At 61.9% G+C, this 15,230-nt stretch carries 16 protein-coding genes; 4 read left to right on the top strand and 12 right to left on the bottom strand.

The window, feature by feature from the left end:
* Nucleotides 1-5 precede the first annotated feature (5 nt).
* Nucleotides 6-815, top strand: a complete 810-nt coding sequence (gene map / locus RA24_RS11110) for a type I methionyl aminopeptidase (protein ID WP_039191791.1) — start codon at nucleotides 6-8, stop codon at nucleotides 813-815.
* Nucleotides 816-886: 71 nt separating this feature from the next.
* Here the strand turns inward: map and RA24_RS11105 are convergent, their stop codons facing one another.
* The 5 genes from RA24_RS11105 to RA24_RS11085 form a co-directional block, all read right to left on the bottom strand.
* Nucleotides 887-1,078: a hypothetical protein gene (locus tag RA24_RS11105; RefSeq protein ID WP_019297293.1), complete on the bottom strand. Its 192-nt coding sequence runs from the start codon at nucleotides 1,076-1,078 to the stop codon at nucleotides 887-889.
* Between the two features lie 24 nt (nucleotides 1,079-1,102).
* Nucleotides 1,103-1,765, bottom strand: a complete 663-nt coding sequence (locus RA24_RS11100) for an HAD family hydrolase (RefSeq protein WP_039191540.1) — start codon at nucleotides 1,763-1,765, stop codon at nucleotides 1,103-1,105.
* Nucleotides 1,766-1,919: 154 nt separating this feature from the next.
* Nucleotides 1,920-2,246 carry a hypothetical protein gene (locus RA24_RS11095; protein WP_019297295.1) on the bottom strand — a complete coding sequence of 109 codons (327 nt, stop codon included), beginning with the start codon at nucleotides 2,244-2,246 and terminating at the stop codon, nucleotides 1,920-1,922.
* A gap of 117 nt (nucleotides 2,247-2,363) precedes the next feature.
* Nucleotides 2,364-2,930, bottom strand: coding sequence for a 16S rRNA (guanine(966)-N(2))-methyltransferase RsmD (gene rsmD, locus RA24_RS11090; RefSeq protein WP_039191538.1), 567 nt, complete (start codon nucleotides 2,928-2,930; stop codon nucleotides 2,364-2,366).
* Complete coding sequence (locus RA24_RS11085) at nucleotides 2,927-4,138, bottom strand: NAD(P)/FAD-dependent oxidoreductase (RefSeq protein WP_039191537.1); 1,212 nt, start codon at nucleotides 4,136-4,138, stop codon at nucleotides 2,927-2,929. Before RA24_RS11085 ends, rsmD begins: the two co-directional genes overlap by 4 nt.
* 95 nt (nucleotides 4,139-4,233) lie before the next feature.
* On the opposite strand from RA24_RS11085, the gene RA24_RS11080 reads away from it, so the two are divergent.
* Nucleotides 4,234-4,722, top strand: coding sequence for a peroxiredoxin (locus tag RA24_RS11080; protein ID WP_019297298.1), 489 nt, complete (start codon nucleotides 4,234-4,236; stop codon nucleotides 4,720-4,722).
* A 474-nt stretch (nucleotides 4,723-5,196) separates the two neighbouring features.
* Here the strand turns inward: RA24_RS11080 and RA24_RS11075 are convergent, their stop codons facing one another.
* The 6 genes from RA24_RS11075 to RA24_RS11050 all read right to left on the bottom strand — a co-directional run bounded on the left by RA24_RS11075 (nucleotide 5,197) and on the right by RA24_RS11050 (nucleotide 11,113).
* The gene (locus tag RA24_RS11075; RefSeq protein ID WP_019297299.1) at nucleotides 5,197-5,505 is read right to left on the bottom strand and encodes a 4a-hydroxytetrahydrobiopterin dehydratase; all 309 of its coding nucleotides are present in this window, start codon (nucleotides 5,503-5,505) and stop codon (nucleotides 5,197-5,199) included.
* Nucleotides 5,502-6,689, bottom strand: coding sequence for a GNAT family N-acetyltransferase (locus RA24_RS11070; protein WP_039191534.1), 1,188 nt, complete (start codon nucleotides 6,687-6,689; stop codon nucleotides 5,502-5,504). Before RA24_RS11070 ends, RA24_RS11075 begins: the two co-directional genes overlap by 4 nt.
* Nucleotides 6,690-6,737: 48 nt before the next feature.
* Nucleotides 6,738-7,520 carry a glycerophosphodiester phosphodiesterase family protein gene (locus RA24_RS11065; RefSeq protein WP_039191531.1) on the bottom strand — a complete coding sequence of 261 codons (783 nt, stop codon included), beginning with the start codon at nucleotides 7,518-7,520 and terminating at the stop codon, nucleotides 6,738-6,740.
* Complete coding sequence (locus RA24_RS11060) at nucleotides 7,517-7,975, bottom strand: RidA family protein (protein ID WP_019297302.1); 459 nt, start codon at nucleotides 7,973-7,975, stop codon at nucleotides 7,517-7,519. The genes RA24_RS11065 and RA24_RS11060 overlap by 4 nt, the downstream gene beginning before the upstream one ends.
* Before the next feature lie 103 nt (nucleotides 7,976-8,078).
* On the bottom strand, nucleotides 8,079-9,383 hold the full coding sequence (locus RA24_RS11055; RefSeq protein WP_039173692.1) for an HlyD family type I secretion periplasmic adaptor subunit: 1,305 nt from the start codon (nucleotides 9,381-9,383) through the stop codon (nucleotides 8,079-8,081).
* Nucleotides 9,380-11,113 carry a type I secretion system permease/ATPase gene (locus RA24_RS11050; RefSeq protein WP_039173690.1) on the bottom strand — a complete coding sequence of 578 codons (1,734 nt, stop codon included), beginning with the start codon at nucleotides 11,111-11,113 and terminating at the stop codon, nucleotides 9,380-9,382. Before RA24_RS11050 ends, RA24_RS11055 begins: the two co-directional genes overlap by 4 nt.
* A 171-nt stretch (nucleotides 11,114-11,284) precedes the next feature.
* Between RA24_RS11050 and RA24_RS11045 the strand changes: the two genes are divergently transcribed.
* Nucleotides 11,285-12,037 carry an MlaA family lipoprotein gene (locus tag RA24_RS11045; protein ID WP_019297305.1) on the top strand — a complete coding sequence of 251 codons (753 nt, stop codon included), beginning with the start codon at nucleotides 11,285-11,287 and terminating at the stop codon, nucleotides 12,035-12,037.
* Nucleotides 12,038-12,039: 2 nt separating this feature from the next.
* Entirely contained in the window at nucleotides 12,040-12,636 is a 597-nt protein-coding gene (locus RA24_RS11040; RefSeq protein ID WP_039191528.1) for an MlaC/ttg2D family ABC transporter substrate-binding protein, read from the top strand.
* Between the two features lie 259 nt (nucleotides 12,637-12,895).
* Here the strand turns inward: RA24_RS11040 and RA24_RS11035 are convergent, their stop codons facing one another.
* Complete coding sequence (locus RA24_RS11035) at nucleotides 12,896-15,106, bottom strand: transglycosylase domain-containing protein (protein WP_039191526.1); 2,211 nt, start codon at nucleotides 15,104-15,106, stop codon at nucleotides 12,896-12,898.
* Nucleotides 15,107-15,230: the final 124 nt, after the last annotated feature.

Raw genomic sequence — 15,230 nt, 5'->3', positions numbered from 1 at the left:
GCGCGATGAGATCGAAAGACGGCCGCACCACCAAGGACGGCATCCGCATTCATGAACCCGGCGACTATGCCGGCATGCACAAAGCGGGGGCGCTTGCCGCGCGCATTCTGGACGATATCGCAGCCCATGTGTTCCCCGGCCAGAGCACCGGCGAAATCGACCGTCTCATTACCCAAATGGTCGAAGACGCAGGCGCCAAGTCCGCTACCATCGGCTACAAGGGCTATCAGCACGCCAGCTGCATCTCGGTGAACCATGTGGTCTGCCACGGCATCCCCGGCGACAAGAAGCTGAAGGACGGCGATATCCTGAACATCGACGTGACCGTGATCGTCGACGGCTGGTTCGGCGACACTTCCCGGATGTTCGTTGCAGGCAAGCTCAGCCGTAAGGCAGAGCGGCTGATTCAGGTCACCCACGATTCGCTGATGAAGGGGATTGAGGCCGTGAAGCCCGGCAACACCTTCGGCGACATCGGCCATGCGATCCAGACCTATGCAGAGGCGCAGCGTATGAGCGTTGTGCGCGACTTCTGCGGCCATGGCCTGGGCACAGTGTTCCACGCCCCGCCCAATGTGCTGCACTACGGCCGCCCCGGCACCGGACCGGTACTGGAGGAAGGCATGTTCTTCACCATTGAGCCAATGATCAACCTGGGCCGCCCGGAAACCAAGATCCTGACGGATGAATGGACTGCAGTAACCCGTGACAAGTCTCTGTCGGCGCAGTTCGAGCATTCGATCGGCGTAACCGCAGACGGGGCTGAAATTTTCACCCTGTCGCCGGCCGGAAAATTTCACCCGACCTACGGCTGACCTGCCAAGACGCACCGGGGGCCGCCCCCGGTGCTCCGGAATACCTTCAGCCAGGTGAAGGACGGATACGGTCAGGACTTTGCGTCGTCCTGCCCATCAGCTTCCTGAAACCGCCAGAGCGCCAGCAATAGCGTACCATCGCCAAACGGTGTCACCGCATCCTGAATGAACAGCGGTGCCCGCAGCGGTTTTGACGCAGGCAGTTTCTGCGTTTCCGCTTCTTTTGAATACCGCAGGAACGGTAGGCGCAAGGTCTGTTCCATGCGCGGAACAGTACCACAACGGCCTCAGATCGACAAAAGCGCAGGCACCTCTGCCATGTCGCGGAACACCTCTGCACCCAATGCTGCCAGTTTCCTGCCACTGTCCTGCGGCGCATATCCAAGACAGCGCATGCCTGCACGCACGGCTGCGGTCACACCGTTGCAGTTGTCCTCGATCACCAGGCAGTCGCGCGCTTGCACTCCGAAATGGCTGGCTGCCGCCAGAAACAGCCCCGGTTCGGGCTTGGCGACCCTCAAAGCATGCGCCGAGAATATTGCGTGCGGATGGAAGCGCCCCCAAAGACCGTTCTGGCCCAAGGTAACGCGCATTTTCTCCTCGCTGCCGTTGGAAGCCACACAGACTGGTATCTCCTGCGCATCCAGCCGCGCCAGCAATTCTGGAATGCCTGGCGTCAGCGGCACGCCCTGCCTCAGACGGGCAATGGTTTCCGCGTAGACTTCATCAATCCACCTGTCTGGCAGATCTGCACCCAGTCCGCGGGCCTTCTCCATAACTCCGGCCATGGTGCAGCCAACGAAGTGCGCCATCGACTGTTCCATCGTCAGTGCCAGCCCGTGGCACGCCAAATTGTCGATCAGCGCCTGGTTCGACGCCGGCTCGCTGTCCACCAGCACTCCGTCGCAATCAAAAATCACCAGTTTTGGGGTTGGAAATGTCTTGGGCATTTGTGCCGCCAATCGAGGGATGCATCCGGGTTACCCCGCAAGAGTTAGACAGCTTTCTCTGCCACCGCAATTACGCAGCGGCCAAGCACCTGCTCTCAAATGCAAAAATGCAGGGGATCCCCCCTGCATTATCCAATCAAAAATCTGGCAAGGCTCAGAACTTGCAGCGCTTCTTCTTTGCCAAAGCAACCAGAACCTCGTGGCGCTTGTTGGCCGCTTCCAGCGCCTCGTTGGCGTTGGCGTAGTTGCCGATCACCGCCGGCCAGAACAGGATCGCCGCGGCCACATTCGTGCCAGAGGCGGTCTTGCCTTTCTTGGCTTCAGCGCGAATCTCATCCAATTGACCCAACTGGGTTTTAATTTCCTCGCAAGTCAGCGAAGCGTCATCAACGTTGTTGGTGGTCACGACTTCCGGCGAAACACAACCGGACAGAAACAGAGAGCCTGCTGCCAGCAGGCCAAGAAACTTTGCAGTTTTCATATTGGGTCCTTTGAAACCGCCGGAATGGGCGGATATTTGCTTAAATCACAGGCTGGCTACGCTCCTAAAGTTGAGTTTGCAAATAGAAATTCAAACATTCGAAGAGCGGAGCGGAACTTACGCAGGACTGTTCTCCTGACGCCACAACAAGGTGACGTGGGTATCGCCATACTTCCGGCTGCTTTCCAGCTCAAACCCGTTTGGTGCGCTCATAGGTGCGCTTTCCTCCCAGACCACCAGCGCATCTTCCGCCAACCAGCCGCCAGCCACGGCAGCAGCCAGCGCCTTCTCTCCCAGCGCCTTTCCATAAGGCGGGTCGAGGAAGATCAGATCAAAAGGCGCATCCGGGTTCTGTCCCAGCTTCAGCGCGTCACGGCGCGCTAGGGTGCAGCGGTCTTCGGCCTTGCAGATCGTGATGTTCTTTTTGATCAGGCCGCCGGACACACGCCCATCATCGACAAACAAAACCTCCGCCGCGCCGCGCGACAGCGCCTCCAGCCCCAGCGCGCCGGTGCCTGCAAACAGGTCAAGCACACGGGCACCGGGAATGGCGCCCGTGTGGGTCAGTACACTGAACAGGCTTTCCCGCACCCGGTCGGTGGTTGGGCGCAGATGGGCACCTGCATCCCCCTTGCCCACCGCGGCCAGTGCCCGGCCGCGGAAGTCTCCGGCGATGATCCTCACGCTTTCAGCAGCGGTTTCAGATCGGCAGCAGGGTCGGCGGCAACTGCCTTGTCCGCTGTCTTGCCTGCATCAATGAGCCGCTTGGCCACCATATAGGCGCGCGGGTCGTTCATCGCGTCCACCGCCACCAGCTGGTCACCCTTGTAGTACCAGAAGGAAACCTGACTGCCCTCACCCTGGCGGGTGACCACATTGTCATAGCCGGTGTTGAGGCCCGCAATCTGCAGTTTGACGTCGTACTGATCCGACCAGAACCAAGGGGTCGCGATGTAGTCCTTGTCCGCGCCCAGCATGTTCTGCGCCACAACTTCGGCTTGGTCGATGGCATTGGGCACGCTTTCCAGGCGGATGCGGTTGCCCTGGAACGGGAAGGAGGCGCAATCGCCTGCCGCCCAGACCGACGCATCGGAGGTCCGGCCCTTGGCATCCACCTTGATGCCATTGTCCAGCTCCAGCCCGGCCATCTCCGCCAGTTGCGACGACGGGGTGATGCCCACGCCTACCACGACGAAATCCACGTCCAGCACCTCTCCGCCGCTCAGCACAGCGCGGGTGACCTTGCCGTCTTCGCCTTCCAGACGCTCCAGCCCAACGCCCTCGCGGATGTCCACGCCCTGGCCGCTGTGCAGATTGCGGAAGAAATCAGAGGTTTCCGGCGCCGCTACCCGCTGAAGGATACGATCAGCCATTTCCACCAGCTTCACCTGCACACCGCGCTTGGCGCAGACTGCAGCAGCCTCCAGCCCGATGTAGCCGCCGCCGACAATCAGCGCGCGCTTGCCCTCGGTCACGTTGGGCGCCATAGCGTCCACGTCGGTCAGCCCTCGCACCACGTAAACGCCGTCCAGATCACCGCCAATGGCGGCAGGCAGGCGGCGCGGGTCGGACCCAGTGGTCAGCGCCAGCTGGTCGTAGCTGATCACCTCATCCTCCAGCGACACCGTTTTGGCGGCCGGATCAATCGCGGTGACGCGCTGTCCCAGCTTCAGGGTGATGTTGTTTTCGGAGTAAAAACTCTCGGGCCGCAAGAACAGCCGTTCCAGCTCCATTTCCCCCAGCAGATAGGCCTTTGACAGCGGCGGCCGCTGATAGGGCAGCGCTGCTTCTGCGCCGATCAGGGTGATCTCCCCGTCAAACCCGTCCTTGCGCAGCTTTGCCACCAGCGAGGACCCCGCCTGCCCTGCTCCAATCACGACGATGTGGGACATATCCCCTTGCCTCCCGCAATAGTTCCCGTCACGCTTTCACCGGACCCTATATACCCGGGGCCCCAAAACGCAATCAGGAGAAAGAGGAACGTGCAATGATTTCTGTTGGAGACCAACTGCCGGACGCGACACTGACACGGATTGGGGACAACGGCCCAGAACAAGTGCAACTGTCGGACAAGCTGAAAGGGCGCAAAGTGGTGATCTTCGCGGTTCCGGGTGCCTTTACCAGCACCTGCCATTCCGCGCATGTGCCCAGCTTTATCCGCACCAAGGACCAATTCGTCGCCAAAGGTGTCGATGAAATCATCTGTCTGGCCGGCAACGACCCTTTCGTGATGTCGATCTGGGGTGACAACACCGGCGCCACTGAGGCTGGGATCACCATGCTCTCGGACGCCGAATGCACATTCACCTCTGCAATCGAGATGCGGCTGGACGTGCCCTCTGCGGGCCTGATCGGCCGCTCGCTGCGCTATGCCATGCTGGTGGAAGACGGCGAGGTGAAGATCCTCAACAAGGAAGAGAACCCGGGCCAGTGTGAGCTGTCGGCCGGCGAGGGCCTGCTGGAAGCGATGGGCTGATTCTGGAACTGCAGTGGCCGCCAAGGCAGGTGGCCACCCTTCAACCTCTTAAGAATTCGTAAAAAATTGGGTCAGAGTTTCTGTCCGAATGTTTCGCGCGCGAAACATTTAGACAACATTGCTGACCTATTCAGGTCAAGCTGAAAGACACAGTCCGCCAAGGCTGCAGGACAAGGAAAAAGCAATAACTTTCAAGATTTTAGAACTTTCGAGCGGCCGTCTCTCGCTAGAATTCAGCGCGTCTGACCTGACGGCTGTCAGAGAAGCTATCGAAAGCATCTACGGTGTACCGGAGATAACCGCGTATCCGGCCTGCTCGAGTGTAAACTTTGCAGGCTGCATGTTCGTCTTTCAGAATGAGTGGAATGACCCTTGCCTCATTTCTCAGTCAGAGGAAGGCAATCGGATTCTGAAAGACCTTTTTGAATCCCTAAGGGCGGAAACCGGCTAGAGCCCGCCTGAATTTGCCTCTTGTCACTCCTGCGGTTCGCCAAACAGCCCGTCCATTTTACGCGCCAGTTTGGCGTCCTGGGCGCTGATCCCATCGACATCATGGGTGGTCAGAACCACCGTCACCCGGTTGTAGACATTGCTCCATTCCGGGTGGTGGTTCCACTTCTCGGCCCAGATCGCGGCGCGGGTCATCCAGCCGAAGGCATCAGCGAAATTGTTGAACTTGAAGGTCTTGGTGATGGCATCACGCCCATCCACCATCTCCCAGCCGGTGGCGAACAGCGGCTCCAGCAGCGGGCCGCGGGTGGCGTCGGACAGTTTCTCCGTCATTCTTGCTCCTCCACATGGGCTTTGCGGAACGGGCCGTAATCGGTCAGGATTTCAATCTCTTCCTCGGTGGCAGCCCGCTCAGCCTCGAGGTAGCGTCCGACGGCCCCGGCAAACCCGGGATCGCCGATCCAGTGCAAGCTGTGTGTCTGGCATGGCATGTAGCCACGCGCAAGCTTGTGTTCACCCTGTGCGCCGGCTTCCGCCCGGTCAAGTCCCAGGGCAATCGCCAGCTCTATAGCCTGATAATAGCACAGCTCGAAATGCAGGCAGGGGTGCTGTTCGACACAGCCCCAGTACCGGCCGTAAAGTGTTTCACGGCCAATGAAATTCAGCGCGCCCGCCACATAGTGCCCGTTGCGTTCCGCCAGAATCAGCGCCATGTCGTCCGCCATCGTGCGGTGCGCGATATCAAAGAACTGCCGGGTCAGATAAGGCGACCCCCACTTGCGCGCGCCAGTGTCCTGATAGAATTCCCAGAAGGCATCCCAATGCTCCGGGCGCAGGTCATCGCCCTGAACGACACGGATATCGCCGCCAAAGCATTGCGCCTGCATCCGTTCCTTGCGGATGTTCTTGCGCTTGCGCGATGACAGCGCCCGCATGAAAGCCTCGAAATCGGCGTAACCATCGTTCTGCCAGTGGAACTGCTGCGTTGTGCGCAGCATCAGCCCCATCTCCTCACCCAGCCGCGCCTCGTCCTGGGTGCAAAACGTCACATGCAGGGATGACAGATTGTTGTCCGCCGCCAGCTGCACAGCACCCTGCAACAACGCCGAGTGGCCAATGCCGTCAAAACCCGGGCGAACCAGAAACCGGCGCCCGGTGGCCGGGGTAAAGGGCACTGCAATCTGCAGCTTGGGGTAATAATGCCCGCCCGCCTGCTCATAGGCGTGCGCCCAATTGTGGTCGAAGATGTATTCGCCCTGGCTGTGCCCCTTGGCATAAAGCGGCGCGCAGGCGATCAGGCGCCCCTCCTGATAGGCGGTCAGATACTGCGGCTGCCAGCCGGTACCCGGCCCGACAGAACCGCTGTCCTCCAGTGCGCTCAGGAACCTGTGGGTGGTGAACGGATCGAGCGCACGGCCGCCTGACGCAGCCTCCGGGCAGGCGCAGGCGTCCCACTCGCCTGCCGTGATCTGCGACAGCGACGCCAGCACCCGGATTTCGATTCGCGCCTGAGACATGCAATTCCTCCGCACCGCTTCAAAGATGTGGGGTGCGGTCCAGAGCGATCAAGATGTTAGCGGCGAAAGGTACTGCTCAAATGTGACATTGTCAGCGATCGCCCGCGCAGCTTCTTCCTGGGCAAGCGATTTGATTGTCCAGCACAGCACCGGGACGCCTGCCTCTTTCAAACGGGCAACAGCAGGGTTGCCCAGATTGTGCGCCCCGTGGCTGATGAAACTGGCGGCCACCCTGTCAAAATCTGCGATCTTCCGCAGGTGTTTGCGCTCTTCCGGCGTCAGCTCCGGCCAATTTTTAGGTTTAAAGGCGCCCGTTACCAGGCCAAGCGCCAAGTCGCTGCGGTGCTTGGCGAATTCCGCAACGGCATCCGGATTGAAGGACATCACCGCTACATCGCCTGAGTATCCTTCCAGGCACTGCGCAGCCGCTGCTTCGAGCCTGCCGCATCCGGTGCCATCTGGCCGCCGGCTCCAAACCTGATCCTTGATCTCAACCAGCAGAGGCACCTTCCCCCCCACCAGCTCCAATACTTCCGCAAAGTCCGGAATGCCCTCCCCGTCGCCGCCTTTCAGCGGGATGGCGCGCAGGTCTTCGCGGGTCCGGTCCCTAACCAGACCGGAGCCTTCGGCCAGCCGGTCCAGGTCATAATCGTGAAACACCATGGCGCAGCCATCCTTCGACAGCTGCAAATCAATCTCGATCCCGTAGCCTGCCGCAATTGCTGCGCGGATGGCAGCGCGGCTGTTCTCCGGGCGCCCGTCCTCAACATCATGCAATGCGCGGTGGGCCAGAGGGACAGTCAGAAAGGCGGCAGGCAGGGACGGCGTCATTTGATCTGGAACACACCGTCGATTTCAACTGCGACGCCCAGCGGCAGCGAGGGCGAGCTGACCGCGGAACGCGCGTGGCGGCCAATGTCGCCCAGCGCTTCAACCAGGAAGTCGGAGGCGCCGTTCACCACCTGCGGCTGCTGGGTAAAATCCGCGGTCGAGTTGACAAAGGCGCCCAGTTTCACAACGCGGACCAGACGCTCCAGATCGCCGCCGCAGGCTGCCTTGAGCTGAGCCAGCAGCGCAATCGCGCAGCGCTTGGCCGCTGCCTGGCCTGCGTCGACATCCATGTCCGCACCCAAGGTGCCGGTGATCAAGCCGTTTTCATCCGCCGAAATCTGGCCGGAAATATAGACCATGTCGCCTGCAACGACATAAGGCACATAGTTGGCCGCAGGTGCCGGCGCGTCAGGCAGGGTCACACCCAGCTCTTTCAGTTTTGCTTCGATGCTCATGGCGCATTCCTTCCGAGTCTTTGCTGGCCGGGACGCTACCCGCAGCAGCAGGTTTCGGAAAGAGAAAATGCGAAACCCCGGCGCGGGAATCCGCCCTCCGCAGTCAGCTTTCGCGGAAAGCCTTGTTGAAGTAGTCCGCCAGCGGCTTGACCAGATAGGCCAGCGGCGAACGGTCGGCGGTACGGATGTAGCTTTCCACCGGCATTCCTGGGATCAGCACCGTGCCCGCCGGCAGGCGGCCCTGCTCGCCCGGGTTCAGCTCGATCTCCGCCCGGTAATAGGATATGCCGCTGCCCTGGTCCTCAAACGCATCAGCCGAGACCTGGGTGACATGGCCGAAAAGTTCCGGCGTCGAGCGCTGATCCAGAGCCGAGAACCGCAGGGTGACCTCCTGACCGGTATAAAGCTGGTCAATGTCGGTCGGCGCCACTTGTGCCGCGATCACCAGCGGCCGGTCCTGCGGCACCAGATACAACACCGGGTCGGCCGGCCGGATCACCGAGCGCGGGGTCTGCACCTGCAGCCCGTAGACAATGCCCGAGACCGGCGCGGTGATATCCAGCCGCGCCAGCCGCCCCTGCAAGGACCGGCGGGTCTCAGCCAGCTCCAGCTCTTGATAGCGCAGATCGCGCAGGCGGGTAATCGCCTCTTCTCGCTGGCCGCTGCCCAGTTTCAGGATTTCGATATCAATCTCGGTGATGCGGCCCTCAGCCTGCGCCTCCGACGCCACCAGCTCACCCAGCTGGCCGTCCAGGCTGGCCTGGGTGCGCCGCAAATTCAGCACCGTTGCCGCCTGCGCCAGGCCGCGGTCCAGCAGCGACTGCTGGTTGCCCAGTTCCTCACCGATCAAGTCCAGTTGCACCGACATGGATTTCTGCTGCGCCTGAATACCGCGAATCTGCTCCTCGATTTGCGCCCGGCGCTTCTCGAGCTGTTCGATCTCGCGCGCGGTGGAATCTCTCCGGGCCAAGAACAGGCGCCGCTGGCCCTCGACCAGATCCATGACATCCGGCTGGGCTTCCGCGGCCTGCAGCAATTCCGGGTCAAAGGTGACATCAGCCGCCTCGTCCCGTTCCGCCTCCAGCCGGCCGCGCCGCGCCATCAGCTCGAACAGCTGGCCTTCGGTGATCACCAACTGGGAGTTCAGCTCATTGGCGTCAAGCCGGATCAGCGTCGCGCCCTCAGCCACGGTGTCGCCTTCATCGACCAGAATCTCTGCAACGATGCCGCCGTCCAGATGCTGCACCACCTGCCGGTTGCGGTCGACCTCAATACGGCCCGTGGCCACCACCGCACCGGAAATCGAGGACAGCACCGACCAGGAGCCGAAGCCCCCCACCAGCACTGCAAGAGCAATCAGGCCAATAATCAGCGGGCGGCGCGCGGGCCAGTTGTTCTCCACACTCATCGCACACCTCCCGCGCCGGTCGCCTGGCGGATGTTCTGATGGTTGGCAACCATTTCCTGCAGCACCTTGTCCTTGGGGCCAAAGGCGGTCTGGGTGCCCTTGTCAATCACCAGCAGCGTGTCGCATTCCTGGATCGCCGCCGGGCGGTGCGCCATGATCAGCACCGAGCGGCCCTCAGCCTTGATCTGCTTGATCGCCTGGTTCAGTGCCATCGAGCCTTCATTATCGAGGTTCGAGTTCGGCTCATCCAGGATCACGATCACCGGATCGTCGAACAGTGCCCGGGCCAGCCCGACCCGCTGCATCTGTCCGCCCGACAGCCGTCCGCCGGTGGCGTTGACGCGCGTGTCATAGCCGTCGGGCAGTTTCAGGATCATCTCATGCGCTGCAGCCTTACGGGCGGCCTCAACCACCTTTTCGGCGTCGGGCTGCTGATTAAGGCGGGCGATGTTCTGGGCAATGGTGCCATCAAACACCTGCACCCGCTGCGGCAAGTAACCTATGTGGCCGCCCAGCACATCCGGTGCGTACTGATCCAGTGACGCACCGTCGAGCCGGACGGAACCGGCCGCAGGCCGCCAAACACCTGTCAGCGCCCGCGCGAGGGTTGACTTGCCGGATCCCGAAGGCCCGATCACGCCGATTGCCTGTCCCGGCTGCACCTTGAAGTTCACATTGCGCAAGAGCGGCGTATTGCTGCCAGGCGGCACCACCGCCAGCCCCTGGACCTCCAGCAGCGCCTTCGGCTTGGGCAGGGCGGTGCGTGTCTCTTCCTCCGGAACCTTGTCCAGCAGCTCCGCCAGATTGTGCCAGCCCTTCATCGCCCGCTGCACCAGCGCCCACTGCCCCAGCCCCAGTTCGATCGGCGCCAGGGCGCGGCCCATCAGGATGGAACCTGCGATCATCGCGCCTGGCGTCACCTCGTTTTGCAGCACCAGATATGCGCCCAAACCCAGCATCGCCGATTGCAGGAAAAGACGCAGCGTCTTGGTCAGCGTGGTGAACCCGCCGCCGGTGTCATTGGCCGTGACACTGTCGGTCAAGGCCGCGTCCCGGGCCTGTTTCCAGCGCTCGAAAGATGCCCCGCGCATGCCCATTGACTGGATCATTTCCGCTTCGTTGCGGATTTCCTCGGACATCAGATTGGCCTTGTGGCCGGTCATGCTTGCCTTCTGCTGCGGCAACCGGGTGAACATCTGGTTCAAGAACGCAATCAGCACCAATACCGCACCGCCGCCAAGGGCCAGCAGGCCCAGCCAGGGGTGGAACAGCGCAATGCCCGCCAGAAACACTGGCGTCCAGGGCAAGTCGAAAGCCGCAGTCAGCACCGGCGAGGCGATCAGCCGCTGCACCGACTCCAGGTCTGAGAGACCGGTCTGCGCTACCGGGTCCTGTGCCACCGCAGAACGGCGGATCATCGCATCGAACACCCGCTTATCCAGCGCCGCCTGCAGCCGGGCCCCAACCCGCGCCATGATCCGGCCGCGGGCATAGTCCAAGAGCCCCATCATCCCGTAAAGGAACACCACCAGCAGCGACAGCGCCAAAAGGGTCGCCTCTGACCGGCTGCCCAGCACCCGGTCGTAGACCTGCATCATGTATAAGGGACCGGTCAGCATTAGCAGGTTCACGAAAAAGCTGAAGATCCCGGTGAACCAGTACAGGCCGCGGCTCTGCCGCCGCACCTGACGCAGTTCATCATACCCGTTTTTGTAAAGGCTTTTATTCATGGTCAGACTGCAATAGTGGTTCGTTGGCTTCAGGTCAGGGCTGGAATTGTACCAGTTGTGGCACAAGCCGGTAAAAAAATGTAATCAGACTGGAAATTGGCAAGAGAACACTTATTTGCCCCCCGACGCGCCCATTCCAGTACCAATTGGACACTTATCCGAATGCCCTTGATGTTGCGACCGCTTAAATTTGTACCTGCGCTGATTTTGGCCGCTTTTGCCGCTGGCTGCGCCACCCAGGACCCGGTTGCGCGCGCCTCCGGTGAGGTATTCGACCCCTATGAGCGGACCAACCGCACCATTCACGCCTTCAACCGCGGCGTTGACCGGCTGGCCTTCCGCCCCGCCTCCAAAGGCTACGTGGCGATTGTGCCGGCGCCGATGGTGACCAGTTTCTCCTATTTTGCTGAGAACCTGTCGATGCCCGGCCAGATGGTCAATGCACTGCTGCAGGGCGACCTGAAGACGGCCGGCAATGCGTTTTCGCGCTTCGTGATCAACTCGACCGTGGGATTTGCGGGCCTCGCAGACCCCGCAACTGAGTTCAAAGTGCCGCAGGTCGATACCGACTTCGGCGAGACATTGCATAAATGGGGCGTCGGCGAAGGCGCCTATGTCGAACTGCCGCTGCTCGGCCCTTCCACCAGCCGTGACGCGGTGGGGGTTGCCGTCGACTTCTTCACCAACCCGCTGGGATATGCCGAGCAGAATACTGCCGACAACATCACCATCTACGCCGAGATCGTGCGCCGCATGGGTGATCGTGGCAACTATTCCGACACGATCGACTCGATTCTCTACGAGAGCGCCGACAGCTATGCGCAGTCGCGGCTGATCTACCTGCAGAACCGCCGGTTCGAGCTGGGGGATGGCGAAGAGATCCAGGAAATCGACCCGTTCGAACTGAACACTGAAGGATTTTGAATATGGACCGCCGCAATTTCGTGACTGGCCTGTGCGCCGGCGCCGCTGCTTTGGTTGCAGCTCCGCAAACCCTTTGGGCGCTGACCGAAAACAGCGCCAGCAAGCTGATCAACAGCCTGGTTGCCGACATCAACCGTGTGATCGACTCTGGCAAGGGTGAAAGCGCCATGTTCCGCGAGTTCGAGCGGATCTTCCAGCGCTACAGCGACACCTCGTATATCGCGGCCTATGCGCTCGGGGTGGATGGGCGCCGCGCCTCGGCCAGCCAGAAGAAGGCCTTCTCCAAGGCGTTTCAGGGCTACATCTCGCGCAAGTACGGCAAACGCTTCCGCGAGTTCATCGGCGGCAAGCTGGAGGTGAAGGGCGTCAAGAAAGTCAAGAAATGGTATGAGGTGAGCACTATTGCCTACCTCAAGGGCCAGTCGCCGTTTGAAGTGACCTTCCTGGTGTCGGACCGCTCCGGCCGCGACCTGTTTTTCAACATGTTCATCGAAGGCGTGAACCTGCTGCTGACCGAGCGCACCGAAATCGGCGCGATCCTGGACAGCAAGAAAGGTGACATCGACGCGCTGATTGCCGAGCTGAACCGGCTGAGCTGATCCGGTTTTTCCTGACGGACACGAGCAAGGCTCCCTGCGGGGAGCCTTTTTCTTTGCCTGCTTCAGGCCACCCGCTTGCGGGGCAGAAGCCTCCCGCCCGTCGCCGCAGCATCCTGGATGCCGTGCGCCCGTTGGGCGTGGCGCCCCAGGCCCTGTGGGACAGGCGCGCGCCGCACCTTCAAGGTGCGGCGCCGGGCCCAACTGGCGATGCCTCCGCATGGAGGCCAGAGACGGGCGGGAGCACCGCCTATCCGTATTTTCAGTTGCCCAGAATATCCCGCAGGATGTTGTCCACCGCGCGGCCCAGTTCCTGGCCCAGTTTTGGCCCCTGACGGCGGCGCTCGCGGCGGGTTGGCTGCGGCGGCGGTGCGATCGGTGCCGGTTCCAGCATCGGCAGTGGCTTCGGTTCCAGCCCCTCATGAACCCGCACCATGGTCTCGCGCCAGATCTCGGCGGGCAGACCGCCGCCGGTCACACCGGACAGGGGCGTATTGTCGTCATATCCCATCCAGACGCCGGCCACGTAGTCAGCCGTGAAGCCGATAAACCAGGCATCCTTGGCGGCTGATGTGGTGCCGGATTTGCCCGCCGCCTGCCAGCCCGGGATCTGCGCCCGCTGGCCGGTGCCGCCGGCAATCACCTTTTCCATCATCCAGACCAGCTGCTGCGCGGCCTCCGGGCGGATCACCCGCTCGCCCATGCCGCCGCTGGCCCCCATCAGCGCCTCATTGTCCTCCACCAGCTTCAGCTCCGTTACACCATAAGGTGTCACTGAGGAGCCGCCGTTGAGGATACCCGCATAAGCGCCGGTCATTTCCAGCAGAGTGCTTTCCGACGCCCCCAGCGCCAGCGCAGGGCCCGCGGCCAGATCGCTGTCGATGCCAAAGTCCTTGGCCACAAGGCTCACCTTGTCGCGGCCCACGGCCTCGGACACTTTCACCGCCGGCACGTTCAGCGAGTCGCGCAGCGCCCGCGCCAATGTCACTTCACCATAGAACTTGCGGGTGTAGTTATCCGGGCACCACTGGCCGGATCCTGGAATGTTCAGGCAGTATTTTGCATCCAGCACCCGGTCATAGGGCGAATAACCCAGCTCCAGCGCGGTGGCATAGACAAAGGGTTTGAACGCAGAACCGGTCTGCCGCTTGGCCTGGGTCGCCCGGTTGAAAACGCCCGAGACCTTGGTCTTGCGGCCGCCGACCATGGCGCGCACGGCGCCATCTGCGCTCATCACCACAATGGCGGCCTGCGCCTTGGAGCCCTGACGCACCTTGTTTTCGAAGATGTATTTCAGTGCTTCCTCAGCCGCGCGCTGCAAGCGCTGGTCCATGGTGGAGCGGATCACCACATCCTCTGTGGTCTGGTCGCCCAGGAAGTCCGGGATGCTGTCCATCACCCAATCGGCGAAATAGCCGCCGGCCCGCGCTGCCGCAGCCTCGCTCAGCTCTGCCGGGCTGTTCTGGTACTTTTGCATCTCCGCCGTGGTCAGGTAGCCCTGCTCCTGCATCAGCCGCAGCACGGTAGCTGCCCGGTCCTGCGAGCGCTGCAGGTTGTTTGTGGGGGCCAGCGTCGACGGCGCGGTCAGCAACCCCGCCAGCATCGCGCCCTCCGCCGGGTTCAGCTGGTTTGCGGATTTACCAAAATAGCGCTGCGCCGCGGCCTCTGCGCCATAGGCGCCGCCGCCCATATAGGCGCGGTTCATGTAGATCGAAAGGATCTCGTCCTTGGTGTACTTGGCCTCCATCGCCAGGGCAAAGATCGCCTCGGTCCCTTTGCGCCAGAGCGATCCCTTGCGGCAGTCGGCCTCATAGGCGCTTTCACTCTTCCATTCGGTGGGATCATAGACCTTGCCCAAGCACAGGAGTTTCGCCGCCTGCTGGGTGATGGTGGAGCCGCCATGGCCCGACAGCGGCCCGCGCCCTTCGCTCAGGTTGATGCGCACGGCGCTGGCTATGCCGCGCGGCGACAGGCCAAAGTGGCGGTAAAACCGCTTGTCTTCTGTCGCAACGATGGCGTTTTTCAGATGCGGCGACACCGTGTCCGCGGTCACCACGCCGCCGAACTGATCGCCGCGCCAGGCAAAGACCTCACCCTCGCGGTCCAGAATGGTGACGGAGCCACGGGCGCGCCCGTCCAGGTAGGCAGAAACCTCCGGCAGTTTTGCATACTGGAACGCCACCGCCAGGCCGACCAGCCCGCAGACCACCATGCCAACCCGCCAGGTGAACCCCCAAGCCAGCCGGAACGCAAAGGCAAACGGCGCCAGCAGCCAGCCGATGAGGCCGCGTTTCTTGCGTACCGGCCTGGCGCGGGACTTCTTGCGGCCAAACAGCCGTGCCAGCAGTCCAGGCTTTTTGGCCTTGGGCGCCGGCTTCCTGCGCGCAGGCTTCTTAGCGGGTGGTTTGCCCTTGCCGCCCGCGGAATAGCGTTTCTCTGCCACCAGAGGCTTGCGCCCGGATCCTTGTGCCATCGTCTGTTCCTGCCCGGTTTGCCCGTTGTCCGGCGACAATACCCTGCCGGCGCCGGATTGTAGAGGGGGCAGAATCCGGACCTTTCCCCTTTTCCAGATGGCCGGTTTTTAAGCGAAGCGGTCA

The sequence above is a fragment of the Leisingera sp. ANG-M6 genome, from assembly GCF_000813905.1.
GTDB lineage: Bacteria > Pseudomonadota > Alphaproteobacteria > Rhodobacterales > Rhodobacteraceae > Leisingera.
Note: the sequence above shows the minus strand (reverse complement) of the source record. Positions and strands in the feature narration are given on the sequence as shown.

Coding starts and splice junctions, on each gene's coding strand:
- RA24_RS11075 (WP_019297299.1), bottom strand. CDS start 5,505: ATGACGGAGAAACTGTCCGACGCCACCCGCGGCCCGCTGCTGGAGCCG.
- RA24_RS11060 (WP_019297302.1), bottom strand. CDS start 7,975: ATGAGCATCGAAGCAAAACTGAAAGAGCTGGGTGTGACCCTGCCTGAC.
- RA24_RS11105 (WP_019297293.1), bottom strand. CDS start 1,078: ATGGAACAGACCTTGCGCCTACCGTTCCTGCGGTATTCAAAAGAAGCG.
- map (WP_039191791.1), top strand. CDS start 6: ATGAGATCGAAAGACGGCCGCACCACCAAGGACGGCATCCGCATTCAT.
- RA24_RS11100 (WP_039191540.1), bottom strand. CDS start 1,765: ATGCCCAAGACATTTCCAACCCCAAAACTGGTGATTTTTGATTGCGAC.
- RA24_RS11085 (WP_039191537.1), bottom strand. CDS start 4,138: ATGTCCCACATCGTCGTGATTGGAGCAGGGCAGGCGGGGTCCTCGCTG.
- RA24_RS11055 (WP_039173692.1), bottom strand. CDS start 9,383: ATGAGTGTGGAGAACAACTGGCCCGCGCGCCGCCCGCTGATTATTGGC.
- RA24_RS11065 (WP_039191531.1), bottom strand. CDS start 7,520: ATGACGCCGTCCCTGCCTGCCGCCTTTCTGACTGTCCCTCTGGCCCAC.
- RA24_RS11040 (WP_039191528.1), top strand. CDS start 12,040: ATGGACCGCCGCAATTTCGTGACTGGCCTGTGCGCCGGCGCCGCTGCT.
- RA24_RS11035 (WP_039191526.1), bottom strand. CDS start 15,106: ATGGCACAAGGATCCGGGCGCAAGCCTCTGGTGGCAGAGAAACGCTAT.
- RA24_RS11070 (WP_039191534.1), bottom strand. CDS start 6,689: ATGTCTCAGGCGCGAATCGAAATCCGGGTGCTGGCGTCGCTGTCGCAG.
- RA24_RS11050 (WP_039173690.1), bottom strand. CDS start 11,113: ATGAATAAAAGCCTTTACAAAAACGGGTATGATGAACTGCGTCAGGTG.
- RA24_RS11045 (WP_019297305.1), top strand. CDS start 11,285: ATGTTGCGACCGCTTAAATTTGTACCTGCGCTGATTTTGGCCGCTTTT.
- RA24_RS11080 (WP_019297298.1), top strand. CDS start 4,234: ATGATTTCTGTTGGAGACCAACTGCCGGACGCGACACTGACACGGATT.
- RA24_RS11095 (WP_019297295.1), bottom strand. CDS start 2,246: ATGAAAACTGCAAAGTTTCTTGGCCTGCTGGCAGCAGGCTCTCTGTTT.